The organism is Saccharopolyspora sp. NPDC050389 (assembly GCF_040655595.1).
In the GTDB taxonomy this organism is placed as follows: Bacteria; Actinomycetota; Actinomycetes; order Mycobacteriales; family Pseudonocardiaceae; genus Saccharopolyspora.
In genome coordinates, this window is the sequence record NZ_JBFAKG010000021.1 from 39010 (window position 1) to 55316 (window position 16307).

20 protein-coding genes and 1 pseudogene are annotated in these 16307 nt (G+C 69.3%); 16 read left to right on the top strand and 5 right to left on the bottom strand.

What is annotated here, in order from left to right:
• The first annotated feature begins 78 nt into the window (after positions 1-78).
• Entirely contained in the window at positions 79-1392 is a 1314-nt protein-coding gene (gene aceA, locus AB0I53_RS16140) for an isocitrate lyase (protein ID WP_358602681.1), read from the top strand.
• Positions 1393-1655: 263 nt separating this feature from the next.
• Positions 1656-2216, top strand: a complete 561-nt coding sequence (locus AB0I53_RS16145) for a Uma2 family endonuclease (protein ID WP_358602682.1) — start codon at positions 1656-1658, stop codon at positions 2214-2216.
• 19 nt (positions 2217-2235) lie between these two features.
• On the opposite strand, the gene AB0I53_RS16150 is transcribed toward AB0I53_RS16145, so the two are convergent.
• Positions 2236-2865 (bottom strand): GNAT family N-acetyltransferase, encoded by a 630-nt coding sequence (locus AB0I53_RS16150; protein ID WP_358602685.1) that lies wholly within the window; start codon positions 2863-2865, stop codon positions 2236-2238.
• A 186-nt stretch (positions 2866-3051) separates the two neighbouring features.
• On the opposite strand from AB0I53_RS16150, the gene AB0I53_RS16155 reads away from it, so the two are divergent.
• Both AB0I53_RS16155 and AB0I53_RS16160 read left to right on the top strand, forming a co-directional pair.
• Positions 3052-4098: a nitronate monooxygenase gene (locus AB0I53_RS16155; RefSeq protein ID WP_358602688.1), complete on the top strand. Its 1047-nt coding sequence runs from the start codon at positions 3052-3054 to the stop codon at positions 4096-4098.
• Between the two features lie 265 nt (positions 4099-4363).
• Positions 4364-5029 (top strand): MOSC domain-containing protein, encoded by a 666-nt coding sequence (locus AB0I53_RS16160; protein ID WP_358602691.1) that lies wholly within the window; start codon positions 4364-4366, stop codon positions 5027-5029.
• On the opposite strand, the gene AB0I53_RS16165 is transcribed toward AB0I53_RS16160, so the two are convergent.
• Together AB0I53_RS16165 and AB0I53_RS16170 are read right to left on the bottom strand one after the other, a co-directional pair.
• Positions 4996-6000, bottom strand: a complete 1005-nt coding sequence (locus AB0I53_RS16165; protein ID WP_358602694.1) for a methyltransferase — start codon at positions 5998-6000, stop codon at positions 4996-4998. The genes AB0I53_RS16160 and AB0I53_RS16165 overlap by 34 nt on opposite strands.
• A 261-nt stretch (positions 6001-6261) precedes the next feature.
• A complete protein-coding gene (locus tag AB0I53_RS16170; protein WP_358602697.1) occupies positions 6262-6699 on the bottom strand; it encodes a VOC family protein in 438 nt (145 codons plus the stop codon).
• Between the two features lie 66 nt (positions 6700-6765).
• On the opposite strand from AB0I53_RS16170, the gene AB0I53_RS16175 reads away from it, so the two are divergent.
• Positions 6766-7053 carry a metalloregulator ArsR/SmtB family transcription factor gene (locus tag AB0I53_RS16175; RefSeq protein ID WP_358602700.1) on the top strand — a complete coding sequence of 96 codons (288 nt, stop codon included), beginning with the start codon at positions 6766-6768 and terminating at the stop codon, positions 7051-7053.
• A gap of 61 nt (positions 7054-7114) precedes the next feature.
• The gene (locus tag AB0I53_RS16180) at positions 7115-7552 is read left to right on the top strand and encodes an NUDIX domain-containing protein (protein WP_358602703.1); all 438 of its coding nucleotides are present in this window, start codon (positions 7115-7117) and stop codon (positions 7550-7552) included.
• A gap of 79 nt (positions 7553-7631) precedes the next feature.
• On the opposite strand, the gene AB0I53_RS16185 is transcribed toward AB0I53_RS16180, so the two are convergent.
• The gene (locus AB0I53_RS16185) at positions 7632-7790 is read right to left on the bottom strand and encodes a hypothetical protein (protein ID WP_358602706.1); all 159 of its coding nucleotides are present in this window, start codon (positions 7788-7790) and stop codon (positions 7632-7634) included.
• A gap of 439 nt (positions 7791-8229) precedes the next feature.
• Here AB0I53_RS16185 and AB0I53_RS16190 point away from each other — a divergent pair, with 439 nt between their 5' ends.
• From AB0I53_RS16190 to AB0I53_RS16235, 10 genes and pseudogenes are all read left to right on the top strand, one after another.
• The gene (locus AB0I53_RS16190; protein WP_358602709.1) at positions 8230-8496 is read left to right on the top strand and encodes a CGNR zinc finger domain-containing protein; all 267 of its coding nucleotides are present in this window, start codon (positions 8230-8232) and stop codon (positions 8494-8496) included.
• A 129-nt stretch (positions 8497-8625) separates the two neighbouring features.
• A complete protein-coding gene (locus AB0I53_RS16195) occupies positions 8626-10125 on the top strand; it encodes a CoA-acylating methylmalonate-semialdehyde dehydrogenase (protein ID WP_358602712.1) in 1500 nt (499 codons plus the stop codon).
• Positions 10126-10214: 89 nt separating this feature from the next.
• Positions 10215-11384: an isobutyryl-CoA dehydrogenase gene (locus AB0I53_RS16200; RefSeq protein ID WP_358602715.1), complete on the top strand. Its 1170-nt coding sequence runs from the start codon at positions 10215-10217 to the stop codon at positions 11382-11384.
• A 144-nt stretch (positions 11385-11528) separates the two neighbouring features.
• A complete protein-coding gene (locus tag AB0I53_RS16205; RefSeq protein ID WP_358602717.1) occupies positions 11529-12563 on the top strand; it encodes an enoyl-CoA hydratase/isomerase family protein in 1035 nt (344 codons plus the stop codon).
• 48 nt (positions 12564-12611) lie between these two features.
• On the top strand, positions 12612-13502 hold the full coding sequence (mmsB, locus tag AB0I53_RS16210; RefSeq protein ID WP_358602720.1) for a 3-hydroxyisobutyrate dehydrogenase: 891 nt from the start codon (positions 12612-12614) through the stop codon (positions 13500-13502).
• 159 nt (positions 13503-13661) lie between these two features.
• A complete protein-coding gene (locus tag AB0I53_RS16215) occupies positions 13662-13898 on the top strand; it encodes a hypothetical protein (protein WP_358602723.1) in 237 nt (78 codons plus the stop codon).
• Positions 13895-14320 carry a ribonuclease domain-containing protein gene (locus AB0I53_RS16220; protein WP_358602726.1) on the top strand — a complete coding sequence of 142 codons (426 nt, stop codon included), beginning with the start codon at positions 13895-13897 and terminating at the stop codon, positions 14318-14320. The genes AB0I53_RS16215 and AB0I53_RS16220 overlap by 4 nt, the downstream gene beginning before the upstream one ends.
• A gap of 50 nt (positions 14321-14370) precedes the next feature.
• Positions 14371-14739: a barstar family protein gene (locus AB0I53_RS16225; RefSeq protein ID WP_235883795.1), complete on the top strand. Its 369-nt coding sequence runs from the start codon at positions 14371-14373 to the stop codon at positions 14737-14739.
• Positions 14740-14841: 102 nt separating this feature from the next.
• Positions 14842-15123 (top strand): annotated as a pseudogene (locus AB0I53_RS16230) (Uma2 family endonuclease); the annotation flags it as partial.
• Positions 15124-15151: 28 nt separating this feature from the next.
• Positions 15152-15397, top strand: a complete 246-nt coding sequence (locus AB0I53_RS16235; protein WP_358602907.1) for a hypothetical protein — start codon at positions 15152-15154, stop codon at positions 15395-15397.
• 3 nt (positions 15398-15400) lie between these two features.
• On the opposite strand, the gene AB0I53_RS16240 is transcribed toward AB0I53_RS16235, so the two are convergent.
• Complete coding sequence (locus tag AB0I53_RS16240) at positions 15401-16177, bottom strand: enoyl-CoA hydratase-related protein (protein WP_358602730.1); 777 nt, start codon at positions 16175-16177, stop codon at positions 15401-15403.
• Positions 16178-16307: the final 130 nt, after the last annotated feature.

Sequence of the window (16307 nt, forward strand, 5' to 3'; positions counted from 1 at the left end):
AATTTTGGTCGTGTTTCGCTGGATCAGGGCCAAGACTGGGATCAACAGGCCGCAGGGCGATCCCGGAAGGTGAACATCATGAGCATCCGCGAGCAGGCGAAGCAGGCCATCGAGGAACTCCAGCGCGACTGGGACACCAACCCGCGCTGGCAGGGCATCGAGCGCACGCACTCGGCCGAGACGGTCATCCGCCTCCGCGGTTCCGTGCGTGAGGAGAACACCCTCGCCCGGCAGGGCAGTGAGCGGCTGTGGAAGCTGCTGCACGAGACCGACTACGTCAACTCGCTCGGCGCGCTGACCGGCAACCAGGCGGTGCAGCAGGTCCGCGCCGGGCTGCAGGCCATCTACCTGTCCGGCTGGCAGGTCGCCGCGGACGCCAACCTGGCGGGCGAGACCTACCCGGACCAGAGCCTTTACCCGGCCAACTCGGTCCCGGCGGTCGTGCGGCGGATCAACAACGCCCTCAAGCGCGCCGACCAGATCAACTGGTCCGAGGCCCTGGACCCGCAGGGTGCCGGCGGTGAGAGCGAGGACATCCACTGGCTGGCGCCGATCGTCGCCGACGCCGAGGCCGGTTTCGGTGGCGTGCTCAACGCCTACGAGCTGATGAAGGGCATGATCGCGGCCGGCGCCGCGGGCGTGCACTGGGAGGACCAGCTGGCCTCCGAGAAGAAGTGCGGCCACCTCGGCGGCAAGGTGCTCATCCCCACCGGTCAGCACGTCAAGACCCTCAACGCCGCGCGCTTGGCCGCCGACGTCGCCGGTGTCCCCAGCCTGGTCATCGCCCGCACCGACGCGCAGGCCGCGACGCTGCTGACCAGCGACATCGACGAGCGCGACCAGCAGTACGTCACCGGGGAGCGCACTCCGGAGGGCTTCTACAAGGTGCGCAACGGCATCGAGCCGTGCATCACCCGCGCCCTGGCCTACGCGCCGCACTCGGACCTGATCTGGATGGAGACCTCCACCCCGGATCTGGAGGTCGCGCGCCGGTTCGCCGAGGCCGTCAAGGACAAGTTCCCGGAGCAGATGCTGGCCTACAACTGCTCGCCGTCGTTCAACTGGAAGAAGAACCTGGACGACAGCACCATCGCCAAGTTCCAGCGCGAACTCGGCCACATGGGCTACAAGTTCCAGTTCATCACGCTGGCCGGCTTCCACGCGCTGAACTACAGCATGTTCGACCTGGCCAAGGGCTACGCGGCGGACGGCATGACGTCCTATGTGGACCTGCAGGAGCGCGAGTTCGCCTCGGAGTCCCGCGGCTACACCGCGACCCGGCACCAGCGCGAGGCGGGCACCGGCTACTTCGACCTGATCAGCACCGCGGTGAGCCCGGACTCCTCGACCACCGCGCTGGCCGGTTCGACCGAGACCGCCCAGTTCCACTGATCCGGCTGACCAATTGAATCCGTGGTCGGCGCGCGGGCAGCGCGCCGACCACGCCCTAGACGCACCAGCGGCCCTGTGGCGGGGTGTCGGAAAATCGCGATGGTGCGAGTGGGCGGGAACCCAGGCGTCGGGTTCCCGCCCACTTTTTTCTTGCCCGATCCAGTGATCATCGGCGTCGGCTGTATCTGTACGGGTCCTTCGCTCCTCTTTATATGCGAGACCCCGAAACCTCGGGGCGTTGCACGAGAGCGGAGGAGCACGCGATGTCTATCGATCTTGGCGGGCGTCGGTTCACGGTCCAGGACCTGGAGGCGTTTCCGGAGGACGGTCGCCGGTACGAACTCGTCGACGGCGAGCTGCTGGTGGGCCCGGTGCCGGGTTGGCCGCACCAGGAGGCGCTCGGGGCGTTGTTCGTCCAGCTGCATCGGGCGAGTCCGCCCGAATACCGGGTGCTGGCCGCGCCGTTCGCGGTGCGCCAGGACCTGTGGACCGAGTTGCGGCCGGACGTCCTGGTCGCGCGCTATACCGACCTGACGATGAGGAACCTGCAGGCCGCGCCGGTGCTCGCGGTGGAGGTCGCGTCGCCGAGCAGCCGTCTGAACGACATCAGCCTGCGCAAGGCGGCCCACGCCAGGCTGGGCACCCAGCACTTCTGGCTGGTCGATCCGGATCTGGAGGTGCCGTCGGTGACGGCTTGGGAGCTGGTTGGCGGCAGCGACTACCAGCGGGTGGCGCGAGTGGTGGGCGACGAGCTGTTCGAGCCGAAACGACCATTCCCGGTCCGGTTCGCCCCGGTCGATCTGGTCGCCGGGTTGCGACCCTGACGCGGCTGGTCCTGGCAGGTCAGCGGGCGACCGGGCGCCACATGCCGTAGACGGTGAGGCCGCCGGCGACCGGGTACTCGTGGATCACGCGGAACCCGAACCGTTCGAAGCGGTCGACCGCGGCGTGCGCCGTGGCTTCCAGGTAGACCGGGGTGTCGTGGGCGTCGGCACGCGCCAGCCCGGACTCCAGCAGGGCGCGACCGATGCCGCGACCGCGAGCGTGCGGTGTGGTGCCGATCGCGGCCAGGTGCCAGTGCGGTTCGTCTGGCCGGTGGCTGTCGGTGGCGTTGAACGCCTGGATCGCCCGCCCGGTTTCGGGGAGCCGCCAGCGGAACACCGACAGCAGCGCCGGGAGGTGGACGAGGCGTCGGCCGAGCGGGGCGGCTTGGCTGCCCGGCCGATCCCACACCGCGACGGCCTGCGGGTGCCCGTTCAGCTCGGCGATCTCGGTGCCGTGGTCGAGGTGGTCTTGGTTCAGCAGAAGGGAGAACAGTGCACGGAGCTTTGCTTCTCGCTGCGCCTGGAGCGGCAGCAGCGCGGCCATCCGGGGCTCGTCGCGGTATGACGCGCTGAGCAGTTCGGCGAGCGCCGGGGTGTCTGCATTGCTGGCGGCGCGGAGCGCGAGGCCGTCGCGCGTGGTGGTTCGCATGGGGGGTGCCTTTCCGATCAGCTCCTCAACTCCGTTATGCCCAAACGAAAGGAGAAATGCCGCTGAAAGAGTGCCGGATCACGCAAGATTGAGCCGTCGGCTCCGGATGGTGGGCCGCGCGGGTGACGTTGTGGTGTGCGCGATGCTCTGATGCGCTCTCGATGAGGGCGGGACTACCGTCGAAACATGATCGCAGAGCGACGAATTCCTCTGATCGCCGCGCCGATGGCGGGCGGTGCTTCCACGCCGGAACTGGCTGCGGCCGTGAGCGCCGAGGGCGGCCTCGGTTTCCTGGCCGCCGGGTACCTGTCGGCGGACGCGCTGACCGCTCAGATCGCGGGGATGCGCGCGCTCACGTCGGAGCCGTTCGGGGTGAACCTCTTCGTCCCGGGCGAGCGGCGGGATCTTGATCTCGCCGACTACCGGGCGCGGGTCGAGGCGTCCGCCGCGCGGCACGGGGCCGAGGCGGGCTCGCCGAGCTGGGACGACGACAACTATCCGGCCAAGGTCGAGGTGGTGATCGCGGAGCGGATCCCGGTCGTGTCGTTCACCTTCGGGCTGCCCGATAGGTCCATTGTGGATCGGCTGCACGAGGCGGGTTCCGAGGTCGTGGCCACGGTCACGACGCCGCAGGAGGCGCGCGCTGCCGCTGACGTGGAGGCGGACCTGCTGTGCGTGCAGGGCATGGAGGCCGGCGGGCATCGCGCGGTGTTCAACGACGATCCGACGTTGCCGGGCGGCGGGCAGCTGTTCGGCCTGTTGGCGGCGATCCGGCTGATCCAGGCCGAGGTCGATCTGCCGATCATCGCGGCGGGTGGCCTGGTGCACGGTGCGGATGTCGCGGCGGTGCTGGCCGCGGGCGCGGTGTCGGCGCAGTTGGGCACTGCGTTCCTGGTGTGCGACGAGGCGGGCACACAGCCGATGCAGCGCGCCGAAATCGCGGCGGGGCAACGGGAAACCGCGCTGACGCGGGCGTTCAGCGGCCGCCCGGCGCGGGGACTGGTGAACCGGTTCCTGGCCGACAACGGTGACGCCCCGGCGGCGTACCCGCAGCTGAACAACCTGACGAAGCCGATGCGGGGTGCGGCGGGCAAGGCTGGTGACGCGGAGCTGATGTCGTTGTGGGCGGGCCAAACCTACGCCCGAACGCGCCCGCTGCCCGCAGCGGAACTGGTGCGCCGCCTGACCGAGGAGGCCCGCCTGGCACTGCAGCAGGCCAGCGCCCGGCTGTAGCCACGGCGTTGATCGCGCCCGCCCGACAACCGGGCGCGATCAACCGAACACTGCCGCGCGGCAGCAATGGGGAGGGTGGGGGGAGGGAGGGGAGGCCCCAAGGAAACCGCGTGCAAGTGGCTCGGTGGAGTCGCGGCGCTGCTCGGCGGGGCGGAATTTCGGCCTCGTCGGCCGAGCTCCGCGTGACGGGTCGGTTACCGTTCGGAAGTGCCGTTTTCAGCGGATACTCGCTCAGTTCCGCTGGTCGCCCGCGTAGGTTGGGGCCATGGGGATTGTGCAGTCGGCGAACCTCGCGGTGGTGCGGACCGGGGATTGGACCGGGCGCGTCGGGCGCAGCGGTATCGACAAGCGCCCGGCCGGGGAACCGGTGCGGTTCGAGCAGGCCGGGGTGCGCGGCGACGCGGTGTGCGACGTGAAGCACCACGGGGCTTGGTATCAGGCGGCCTACGCGTTCGACAGCGAGGAGCTCCGGTACTGGTCGCGGGAGCTGGGGCGCGAGCTGGTTCCCGGCAATGCCGGCGAGAACCTCACGTTGGTGGGGTGTGACAGCAGTTCCGCGGTGATCGGTGAGCGGTGGCGGATAGGCGGGGCGGTGCTGCGGGTTACGGGGCCGCGCACACCGTGCCGGGTTTTCGCCGGGTTCTGGGACGCCAAGGGCTTGGTCAAGCAGTTCACCGAACACGGCCGGACCGGCGCGTACCTGGCGGTGGAGGAGCCGGGCGAGATCACGGCCGGCGATGCGGTCGAGGTGCTCTCCCGGCCGGAGCACGGGGTGCAGGTGGCCGAGGTGTTCGCCCTGAAGATGCAGGATCGCGGAGACCTGGCCGAGCATGTCGCGGGTGGCCTGGCCGATCTGCCGGAGAAGTGGCGGGAGTCGATCGCCGCGAGAGTGCAGCGCTACCGTTCGGGGCGGCATTCGACGATGGCGTAGCCGTTGTCCAGCGGCGTGAAGTCCTCGACGGTGAGCCCGGCCGCCGCCGCGACCAGCTGGGTTCGGTCGAGATCGCGCATCCGGCCGCCGACGTAGATCATCATCCGCAGGTCCATCTCGGTGAACAGCGCCATCTGGTCCCGGTCGGGCAGCAGTTCAATGATCAGCAATCGCCCGCCCGGGTCGATCGCCTGCTTGCAGTGCTCGAGGATGCGGGTGGCGTCCTCATCGTCCCAGTCGCCGAGGACGTCGCAGACCACCACCGCGTCGGCCCGGATGGGCAGCGGGTCGAAGAAGCTCGCGGTGACCACTTCGGCGCGATCGCCGACTCCCTGTTCTCGCAGGTAGTCGGCGGCGTTGCGGGCCGGTCCCATCAGGTCGATCAGGATGCCGCGCGCCTTCGGGTTGGCCCGGAGGATCTCGGCGAGCAGCACGCCCTTGCCGCCGCCGACGTCGGCGATCCGGGCGTATGCGCTCCAGTCGTGCGCGACGGCGATCAGCGGCGCGATCCCGTATGTCTTGGTCTCCATCAGGGCGTCGAACGAGTCCGACAGCTGTGGGTTGTGCGCCAGGTCCTCCCAGAAAGATCGGCCGAATGCGGCCGGATAGGCGGGGTGGCGGCCGCGGACCTGCTCGATGAGCTCGACGAATGCGAGGTCGGCGCGGCCGATGGCGCCGTCCAGGTCCAGCCAGGGCTGCGGGCCGTCGGCGAGGTCGCTGCGCAGCGCCTCCGAGGCGTCGTTCGGGCCGAAGACGTCCGGTTCGGGTTCGGTGAACATGTCGCGGTACACCAGGAATCGCAGCACGCGCCCGAGCGGATCGGCCTCGGCCTTGCAGCGGTGCGCGATCTCGGCGAGCGGGAGCGGGCCGTCCTTGACCACGTCGGGCACCCGGAGGGTGGCCGCGGTGCGAACCGCGAACGGCGTGGCCAGGTCGGCCATTGCCCAGACGTCCGGCGACTCGGGGGGCATGCGTTGCAGGGTAAGCCCGTCAGGCCTGCTCAGCGCGCCGCGATCGGCCGCCAGGGCTGAACGCGTTTTCGATCGGGCCCGGCTGTTCTTTGTGGACAGCTCGCCGATGTCATGTGGCGGTCCCGTGGCGCAGGAGATCGTCTGCAGCGAAACCGTTGTACCTGAAGGGAAAACCCGCGAGCAGTGGGCTGTTCTGCGGCAGCTGAGCGGCCCCGCGAGTCCTTCAGGCTGCGACGGCAACCCAAAGGACTCGCTGGTCCGCTAGAGCCCGAAGACGTCTTCGCTGATCGCGCTCGGCGCCCCGGGGCTGCCCTGCTTCACGTCCCAGGTCCAGAACTCGACGACGTTGTGGTCTGGGTCGGCCACGTACGCCGAGCGGGCGTTGCCCGGGCCGAACTCCACCTCGTCGACCGTTGCACCGCGTGCGCGAATCCGCTCGACGGTCGCGTCGTACTCGCTGTCGCTCACCGACAGGGCGTAGTGGACGTGCACGCCGCCCCGAGCGCGGGCGATGCCCAGCGCCGGCTTCCACAGGCCGATCCTGGTGGCACCGGCCAGCACCCACACCGCTTCGCGGTTGCGCCAGTGGTCGCCTTCCCAGCGTTCGATGACCGGGAAACCGAGCACCTCGGTGTAGAAGCGCTCCGAGGCGGCCAGGTCCGTCACCTCAAGGACCAGTTCGTTCACACCGGACGTCATCGACATCCTCCTATATAGGTAAATCCCTATTCTCTGTATATAGGAGAATAGCGATACGATGTCCGGGTGGGCAACGATGATCTGGCGCACACCGCCGGCCTGTTCCGGGCGATGGGGCATCCCATCCGGCTCGGCGTCCTCGACCGGCTGCGCCGCGAGGGCGAGATCTGCGCCTGCGACTTCACCGAGTACTTCGGGGTGAGCCAGCCGACGATCTCCGGTCATCTGCGCACGTTGCGCGAGGCCGGGCTGGTGCGAACCCGCCGGGACGGCACCCAGATCTGCTACTCGCTCGAACCCGGAGCGCTGGAAGTGGTCCGGCGGATGTCCGCCTCCCTCGTCTCGGCCGTGTAGGGGCGTGCGAGTCGCCGGGGTGGCCCGGTACGGTGGCGAAGAGCCCGGGAGGACGGTCCGCATGCACCTGGCCGAAGTGGCCGATCTGGCCCGCCGAGACGCTGCCGACGGCGTGCAGCAGCAGATCGTCGCGGCTGTCATCGACGCTGGCGGGCGGGTCCTGCTGGTGCGCCGTCGCGAGACGGATTCCCGTGGCGGCGAATGGGAATTCCCCGGCGGCAAGGTCGATCCAGGTGAAGACCTGAACACCGCGCTGCACCGCGAGGTGGTCGAGGAAACCAGCCTCCGGATCGCCGAGATCACCGGATACCTCGGCGCGTTCGACTACGTCACCCGGAGCGGCACGTACAACCGCCAGCACACCTGGTCGGTCACCGTCACCACGACCGAAGACGTGCGGCTGACCGAGCACGACGCCTACGCCTGGGTCTCGGCGGCCGACGAGATCCCGCTCGGTGCCGACCTCGAAGCCATCCTGGAAAAGCACTTCAAGTCCTGACCGTCCTGAGTGGACGGCGTGCGGTGGAGGCCGCCTCTGGCCGGCAGGTCGGGCAAAGGAATCCTCCAGCCGATAAGGATCACCCGATCCGGCGGAGGAACGCGCGGATGTGGGCGGCGATCTCCGGTCCGTGGGTCTCCAGGGCGAAGTGGCCGGCGTCGATGAGGTGGATCTCGGCGGGAAGGGTGCGAGCGCCGTCGGGGCCGAAGATCTCGTTGTGCTCGACCCGGATGATCAAGGCTGGCGGTCGGCGGGTGCGGAAGAGCTCCTGGAAGGCCGGGTTGATCGGTGGCCCCAGAACAGCTGGAGCCGGAGCTCCTTGTTGCCCGGGCGGTCCGAGCGGGCCTGCTCCGGTCCAGCAGGTCCAGCGTCGTGCGGGTCGGCTGCTCGAAGCTGTATTCGAACTCGGTCGAACGGCGGCATCGCGGACCGGCCGAAGCCGATGCGGTCCGGGGTGAGCAGGTGCTCGAGGTTCGAACCGTGATCCGGCAGTTCCTCGACGAAGGTTCTGAGGGGGAGCTCGACCGCGTGCTGCGGCACGGCGGGCTGACGTTGGGGCTCGCCGAGGTGTGCCGATCGAATATCCCGACGTCGACTCGGAAAGCCTGGCGGCCCGTGTGGGAAGTCGCCCGCGCCTTCCTGGAACTGGTCGGGTCTTCACCGCGAGATAGGCCGAGTTGCGCCCCGATACGTCGCGCAACAGGTACTGGTGCTCGATGGCCGGATGTGGCAGCCGCGCGAAGGCCAAGGGCCACTACGACCGGGTGAAGTCATCGCTGACGCGGCCCGAAGTCGCGCCTCCGGAGCTCTGGCGATGCGGAAGTTCCGCGGTCGTTGGTGGCCAGGCGCCCGCCTGTCGGCTGGGTGAGCCAGGTCCTGGGGCGGCGGAGAACGCCGGCTGCCTGCGGCAAGCCTCCCGTCGCGTGCCTGAAGTCCTGCCGTGACCGAGACCCGATCGGGCCTGTGATGCAGCGCACCCTGTTGCATTGGGCTGGTTTCTGGGAAAGATTGGAGTACCAAAGGTTTGGCTTCCTATTAATTACCGACCGGTTCGGCGGAAGGTGCGTTGCGACATGACCAACGAGCTGGAGCACTTCATCGGCGGCAAGCGCGTGGCGGGGACGTCCGGGTCCTTCGGTGACGTGTTCGATCCCAACACCGGGCAGGTGCAGGCCAGGGTGCCGCTGGCCTCGGCGGAGGAGGTCGCGGCGGCGGTCGACAACGCCGCCGAGGCGCAGCCGGCGTGGGCCGCGATGAACCCGCAGAAGCGGGCGCGGGTGCTGATGCGGTTCCTCCAGCTGGTCAACGACGAGATGGATTCGCTGGCCCGGCTGCTCGCCTCCGAGCACGGCAAGACCGTCGCCGACGCCAAGGGCGACATCCAGCGCGGCCTGGAGGTCGTCGAGTTCGCCGTCGGCATCCCGCACCTGCTCAAGGGCGAGTACAGCGAGAGCGTCGGCACCGGCATCGACGTGTACTCGCTGCGGCAACCGCTGGGCGTGGTCGCCGGCATCACCCCGTTCAACTTCCCCGCGATGATCCCGCTGTGGAAGGCCGCGCCGGCCATCGCCTGCGGCAACGCGTTCGTGCTCAAGCCCTCCGAACGCGATCCCTCGGTGCCGCTGAGGCTGGCCGAGCTGTTCATCGAGGCCGGGCTGCCGCCGGGGATCTTCAACGTGGTCAACGGCGACAAGACCGCGGTGGACGCGATCCTGACCGAACCTCGCGTCGAGGCCGTCGGGTTCGTCGGCTCGTCGGCGATCGCCGAGTACATCTACACGACCGCCGCGGCCCACGGGAAGCGCGCGCAGTGCTTCGGCGGCGCCAAGAACCACCTGATCGTGATGCCCGATGCCGACCTCGACCAGGCCACCGACGCCCTGATCGGCGCCGGCTACGGCTCCGCCGGGGAGCGTTGCATGGCGATCTCGGTCGCCGTGCCGGTCGGCGAGGCCACCGCCAACGCGTTGGTCGAGAAGCTCGTCGAGCGGGTGCACCAGCTGACGATCGGCACCAGCTTCGACGAGGCCGCCGACTTCGGCCCGCTGGTGACCAAGCAGGCCTGGCAGCGGGTCCGCGACCTGATCGGCGTCGGCGTCGACGAAGGCGCGAAGCTGCTGGTCGACGGCCGGGACTTCAAGCTCGCCGGGCACGAGGACGGGTTCTTCCTGGGCGCCTCGCTGTTCGACCACGTCACCCCGGACATGCGGATCTACCAGGAGGAGATCTTCGGGCCGGTGCTGTCGGTGGTCCGCGCCGCCGACTACGACGAGGCGGTCCGGCTGCCCAGTGAGAACGAGTACGGCAACGGCGTGGCGATCTACACCCGCGACGGCGACGCGGCGCGCGAGTTCGTCTCCCGCGTCAACACCGGCATGGTCGGTGTCAACGTGCCGATCCCGGTGCCGATCGCCTACCACACCTTCGGTGGCTGGAAGCGGTCCGGATTCGGCGACCTCAACCAGCACGGGCCGGACTCGATCCGCTTCTACACCAAGACCAAGACGGTCACCTCGCGCTGGCCCTCCGGCCTCAAGGAAGGCGCCAGCTTCACCATTCCGACGATGCACTGAACCGGGTGGGTGCGGCGGCGGTTTCGCGTGAAATCGCCGCCGCACCCGCGCCGGTAGGCGCGAAATCGCTCACGGGGAAGGGAGTGGACGTGTCCGTTGCAGCCGTAGCCGGTCCGGTGTCGCCGTTCGAGCTCACCGAGGACCAGCGCGCGATCCAGCAGACCGCGCGGGAGTTCGCCACCGAACAACTCGCCCCGCACGCCATCGAATGGGATCAGGCCAAGCACTTCCCCGTCGAGGCGCTGCGCGCCGCCGGGCAGCTCGGCATCGGCGGCATCTACGTCGACGAATCGGTCGGCGGCAGCGGGCTGAGCCGGTTCGACTCGGTGCTGATCTTCGAGGCGCTGGCCGCCGGCGACCCGTCGATCGCCGCCTACATCTCCATCCACAACATGTGCGCGGGCATGATCGACCGCTTCGGCACCGCCGAGCAGCGCGCCCACTGGCTGCCGGGGCTGTGCTCGATGGAACGCCTGGCCAGTTACTGCCTCACCGAGCCCGGCGCGGGCTCGGACGCGGCGGCGCTGGAGACCCGTGCGGTCCGCGACGGCGACGACTACCTGCTGACCGGGGTCAAGCAGTTCATCTCCGGCGGCGGCACCTCGGACGTCTACGTGGTGATGGCCCGCACCGGTGAACCCGGCGCGAAGGGCATCTCCACCTTCATCGTCGAGGGCGACGCCGAGGGCCTGTCCTTCGGCGCCAACGAGAAGAAGATGGGCTGGAACGCCCAGCCCACCCGGCAGGTGATCTTCGACGGCGTCCGGGTGCCCGCCGGCCAGCGGCTCGGCGACGAGGGCATCGGCTTCCGGATCGCCATGACCGGCCTGGACGGCGGCCGGCTCAGCATCGCCGCGTGCTCGCTCGGCGGCGCGCAAACCGCTCTCGACAAGAGCCTCGCCTACGTGCGGGAACGCAGCGCCTTCGGCGCCAAGCTCAGCGAGTTCCAGGTGCTGCAGTTCAAGCTCGCCGACATGGCCACCGAACTGGAGGCCGCCCGGCTGCTGTTGTGGCGGGCTGCGTGGGCGCTGGACGTCAAGGACCCGGCGGCCACCCGGTTGTGCGCGATGGCCAAGCGACTGGCCACCGACGCGGGATTCGCGGTGGCCAACGAGGCACTTCAGATCCACGGTGGTTACGGCTACCTTGCCGAGTACGGCCTGGAGAAGATCGTCCGCGACCTGCGGGTGCATCAGATCCTGGAAGGTACCAACGAAATCATGCGGCTGATCATCTCCCGGGGACTGCTGGCGGCCTGACCGCCGACGGGCCGGGCGGGCAGCGCATCAGTTGCACGGATCGGGGGGTGCGGTGTGCACAACGCGAGCCGGGCGGTCATGTTCGCGACTCGCACCGCCGCGCAAGCCGTTCCGCGCACATTGACAGAAACTTGGAGTCGCATCATGACGGAGCCCGAGATCCTGGTTCGCGAACAGGGCTCGCTCGGCCGGATCACGCTCAACCGCCCCAAGGCGCTCAACTCGCTGACGCTGGGGATGGTCCGGGCGATGGCGCAGGCGGTGGAGCAGTGGCGCACCGCCGAGCACATCCAGGCGATCCTGATCGACGGGGCCGGCGAGCGCGGGCTGTGCGCGGGTGGCGACGTCCGCGCCCTGCACGACGCGGCGAAGGCCGGTGACGAGTCGCTGCCCGCCGCGTTCTGGGCCGAGGAGTACCAGCTCAACTCGGCCCTGGCGGGCTATCCGAAGCCGGTCATCGGGATCATGGACGGCATCTGCATGGGCGGCGGCGTCGGCATCTCCGCGCACGGCTCGCACCGGGTGGTCACCGAGCGCTCCAAGGTCGGCATGCCCGAGGTCGGCATCGGTTTCATCCCCGACGTCGGCGGCACCTACCTGCTCTCCCGCACTCCCGGCGAGCTCGGCACGCACCTGGCGCTGACCGGCGCGCCGGTCAGCGGCGTCGACGCGCTCTACTGCGGGATCGCCGACTACTACGTCAACAGCGCGAACCTGCCGGAACTCGTCGAGGCGCTGGCCGGCGGCGAGGTGGACGAGGTGCTGCAGAAGTTCTCCGAACCCGCGCCGGAGGCACCGCTGGCCGCGCAGCGGGAGTGGATCGACGCGGCGTACTCGGCGGACAGCGTCGAGGAGATTCTGCGGCGCCTGCGCGAGCGGCCGGAAGAAGCCGCCCGCGAGACCGTCGAGGCGATCGGGCACAAGTCGCCGACCGCGCTCAAGGTCACCCTGAAGGCCCTGCGCAGCGACTACGGCTCGCTGGAAGAGGCCCTCGTCCAGGAATACCGGCTGGCCATGGCGTGCGTGCGCATCGGCGACTTCGTCGAGGGCGTGCGCGCAACGCTGGTGGACAAGGACCGCAACCCGCAGTGGTCGCCGGCACAGCTGTCCGATGTGGACGAATCTCGGGTGGAGAAGTTCTTCGAACCGGTCGCGGGCGAGCCGAACCTGTTCGGCTGATCCGCGGCGGCCTTGACGGAAGTTCCAGCGCAGAAGGGGAAAATGACAATGGCTGTCATCGGATTCATCGGGCTGGGCCACATGGGCGGCCCGATGTCGGCGAACCTCGTCAAGGCCGGTCACGCGGTGCAGGGGTTCGACCTGATCCCGGCGGCGCTGGAGGTCGCCGACCGGCACGGCGTGACCACCGTCGCATCGGTGGCCGAGGCCGCCGCCGGCGCCGACGCGGTGATCACCATGCTGCCCAGCGGCAAGCACGTGCTGGCCTGCTACGACGAGGTGCTCGCCGCGGCGAAGCCCGGCACCCTGCTCGTCGACTCGTCCACCGTTGACGTCGCGGACGCCCGCCGGGCGCACGAGCGGGCCGCCGAGGCGGGCTTCGGCTCGATCGACGCCCCGGTCTCCGGCGGCACCGCCGGCGCCGAGGCGGGCACCCTGACGTTCATGGTGGGCGGCTCCGAGGAGGACTTCCACCGCGCCGAACCGCTGCTGGAACCGATGGCGCGCAAGGTGATCCACTGCGGCGGGCCCGGCAACGGCCAGGTCACCAAGATGTGCAACAACCTCATCCTCGGCGCGTCCATGGTCGCGGTGAGCGAGGCGTTCGTGCTGGGGGAGCGGCTTGGGCTGTCGCACCAGGCGCTCTACGACGTGGCGTCCATCTCGACCGGGCAGTGCTGGGCGCTGACCACCAACTGCCCGGTGCCGGACCTGGTGGAGACCAGCCGGGCCAACCACGACTACGAGCCCGGCTTCGCCGCGGCGCTGATGCTCAAGGACCTCAGGCTGGCAACCTCGGCGGCGGAGCAGAGCGGCACCGACGCCGCGATCGGCCGCCTGGCCACCGAGCTCTACCAGCGGTTCAACGAGGAGGGCGGCGGCGACCTGGACTTCGGCGCCATCATCAAGTCCGTCCGGGAGCACTCCGACCAGAGCTGACGGTCGATGTCGGTTTCGCGAGGAATTCCCGTTCTCCCAGGTGGCGGTGGGTTCCTCGCGAAACCGTGCCGTCCTGCGGAGACATGTGCACGTGCGGTAGTCGCGGATGGGGCCGGGGCGGCGCACGGCGTCATCGGACCGGGCGTACCCTGACGCTCTGTGTTGGAGTGGCTGGTCGAGTGGTACGACGGCGTCGAGCTGTGGCTCGTGCAGCTCGTCTACCCGCTGCAGGTGACGCTGGTGCTGGCGGTGCTGCTGCCGTTGTGCTGGGGGCTCGCCCGCGTGATCGACCGCGGCATCGACCGCCTCGGCGCGAAGCTGACGAGGGTTCGCGACGCGGAACCCCCGGTCGGACGCCGGGACGGCGAGACCGGGCGGAAGGGGACGGCGGCGTGACGTCGCGCAAGCGCATCTCGGTGGCGTTGGTGGGGCTGATCGCCCTGGTCGTCATCGGCTGGTTCGTCCGCGACTACGTGGAGGTCGATCCCAGCGCGGCGACGCAGCAGCGGGCCGTGCCCGGTGCGGAGTCCGGCCTGCCGGTCAAGGCGCTGTCCACGCTGCCGCCGGAGGCCGGGAAGACCTGGCAGCTGATCATCAAGGGCGGCCCGTTCCCGTACCCGGGCAAGGACGGCTCGGTGTTCGGCAACCGGGAAGGCGTCCTGCCGGACCAGAAGTCGGGTTACTACCACGAGTACACCGTGCCGACGCCGGGTTCCAAAGATCGCGGCGCCCAGCGGCTGGTCACCGGCAGCCATTCCGAGCTTTACTACACGAGCGATCATTACGAGTCATTTGTGGTTGTCGACGCCGCGGGTTGAGTGCGATGTTTGCGACGAAGTGGGCCAGCAAGGTGCGGAAGGAGCCGACGGTGAGCGAGGTGGAGCAGCCGTCCGCCGACATCACTGCGCGCGAGGCCGTGCAGGAAGCCGAGCAACGGGGCGCGGTCGCGCACGTGCTGGACGGCTCCGACCTGATCAGCAAGCGGACCACGCTGGACGGGATCGCCGCGGTGCTGAACTTCCCGGAGTGGACGGGCCGCAACCTGGACGCCCTCTACGACTGCCTGACGGACCTGTCCTGGCTGCCGGAGGGCGAGCACGTGCTGGTCTGGTCGGGCTTCCAGGCGCTGGCGGAGCACGACCCGAAGGCCTTCGGCCGGATCAACGCGGTGCTCCGCGACGCCTCCGAGCACCCCATCTGCGGCCGCGAGTTCACGGCGGTGCTGACCAGGTCCTGATCGCCCGTTGGTGATCAGACGCGCCTCGCAATACTGCCTCCCGTACAGAACGGGAGGCAGTATGACTGTCGTGAACATGCGGGCGCACGAGCAGCACGACCGATGACCGTCGACGACTTGGAGCGGCTACCCGACGACGGACGCCGCTACGAGCTGGTCGACGGGAGGCTTGACGTGTCTCCGTCGCCGGCGCGGAAGCATTCGCGCATCGTGAACAGGCTGGCGTACCTTCTCACCGATTCGGCTCCTGACGAGTACGAGGTCCTGCCGGGAGCCGGTATCAACCTCAACGCCGATCGAACCCACCACCGCATCCCGGACGTGCTGGTACGTCGCGATGAGGATGACGAACTGCATCTCACGCGTCCCCCGCTCCTCGCAGTAGAGGTCGTCTCGCCGGAGAGCATCCTTCGTGATCATCACACCAAGCGGCGAGAATGCCGCGTTCGGTATCGAGGCGTACTGGATCATCACGACGACCGAGGAAAAGCCGGTGATCGTCGAGCTTCGGCTGAAGGACAGCGAGTACAGGGAAGCGCAGCAGGCTCTCGGCGAGGACGTCTTCGCCACCGATTTCCCGTTCCCGGTCAGGCTCGTTCCGCACTGGCTGCTGGCCAAGGGACCGTGGCGCGAGCGGATCGGCGGCGAAGGCGCCTGAGCGTCACTTCAGGGCGTCGGGCACCCAGGCGGGCTTGCGCTTCTCCGCGAAGGCCCGCATGCCCTCTTGACCTTCCTCGCCCGCGAAGTGCTTCGCCGACAGCTCCAGCATCTGCGCGAACGCCTCGCCCATGCTCGACGGGCGCTGGCCGATGAGCATTTCCTTCGTGGCCGCCAACGCGTTCGGCGCGCCCAGGGCGAGCATGTCGGTGTAGCGCTTGACCTCCGCGTCCAGCTCGTCGGCGGCGACCGCGGAGTTGAGCAGGCCGATTTCGGCGGCGCGGCGGGCGTCGAAGGTCTCGCCGGTCAGGAACAGCTCGTGCGCCTGACGGGCGTTGAGACGCGGCAGCACCGTCACCGAGATCACCGCAGGCACGACACCGATGCGAACCTCGGAGAACGCGAAGGTCGCCGTGTCCACCGCGACTGCGATGTCGCAGGCCGCGGCGATGCCTACGCCGCCGGCGCGGGCCGGCCCGGCGAGCTTGGCGACCACCGGCTTCGGGCTGGTCCAGATCTGCTCCAGGATCGCCGGGAACTCGTTGACGCCCTGCTTCTCGGAGTCGGCCGAGCGCGATTCCTTGAGGTCCATCCCGGCGCAGAACACCTTGCCGGTGTGGTCCAGGACGATCACGCGCACCGCGTCGTCGGCGATCGCCGCGCTCAGGTGGTCCCGCAGTTCGCGCCGCAGCTGCGCGGACAGCGCGTTGCGGTTGTGCGGCGAGTCCAGCGTGATCGTCGCGATGCCGTCGGCGACGGCGAGGTGCACGAGTTCATCCATGACAGGCACGTTAACCGTCGTTAGCCCCGGCGGGCGAGTGAGCAACATCCCACTTCGACCCCAGGCGCGACGCCTCCACCGCAGGTCACGGGCCGTGAGTACTTTGAGTCGCTATAGCAGCCCAAAGTAC

Bases quoted from the DNA above. Each gene is read 5' to 3' on its own strand.
- AB0I53_RS16170 (WP_358602697.1), bottom strand. From the start codon at position 6,699: ATGACGTCCGGTGTGAACGAACTGGTCCTTGAGGTGACGGACCTGGCC.
- AB0I53_RS16145 (WP_358602682.1), top strand. From the start codon at position 1,656: ATGTCTATCGATCTTGGCGGGCGTCGGTTCACGGTCCAGGACCTGGAG.
- AB0I53_RS16240 (WP_358602730.1), bottom strand. From the start codon at position 16,177: ATGGATGAACTCGTGCACCTCGCCGTCGCCGACGGCATCGCGACGATC.
- AB0I53_RS16160 (WP_358602691.1), top strand. From the start codon at position 4,364: ATGGGGATTGTGCAGTCGGCGAACCTCGCGGTGGTGCGGACCGGGGAT.
- AB0I53_RS16155 (WP_358602688.1), top strand. From the start codon at position 3,052: ATGATCGCAGAGCGACGAATTCCTCTGATCGCCGCGCCGATGGCGGGC.
- mmsB (WP_358602720.1), top strand. From the start codon at position 12,612: ATGGCTGTCATCGGATTCATCGGGCTGGGCCACATGGGCGGCCCGATG.
- AB0I53_RS16195 (WP_358602712.1), top strand. From the start codon at position 8,626: ATGACCAACGAGCTGGAGCACTTCATCGGCGGCAAGCGCGTGGCGGGG.
- AB0I53_RS16165 (WP_358602694.1), bottom strand. From the start codon at position 6,000: ATGCCCCCCGAGTCGCCGGACGTCTGGGCAATGGCCGACCTGGCCACG.
- AB0I53_RS16150 (WP_358602685.1), bottom strand. From the start codon at position 2,865: ATGCGAACCACCACGCGCGACGGCCTCGCGCTCCGCGCCGCCAGCAAT.
- AB0I53_RS16180 (WP_358602703.1), top strand. From the start codon at position 7,115: ATGCACCTGGCCGAAGTGGCCGATCTGGCCCGCCGAGACGCTGCCGAC.
- aceA (WP_358602681.1), top strand. From the start codon at position 79: ATGAGCATCCGCGAGCAGGCGAAGCAGGCCATCGAGGAACTCCAGCGC.
- AB0I53_RS16205 (WP_358602717.1), top strand. From the start codon at position 11,529: ATGACGGAGCCCGAGATCCTGGTTCGCGAACAGGGCTCGCTCGGCCGG.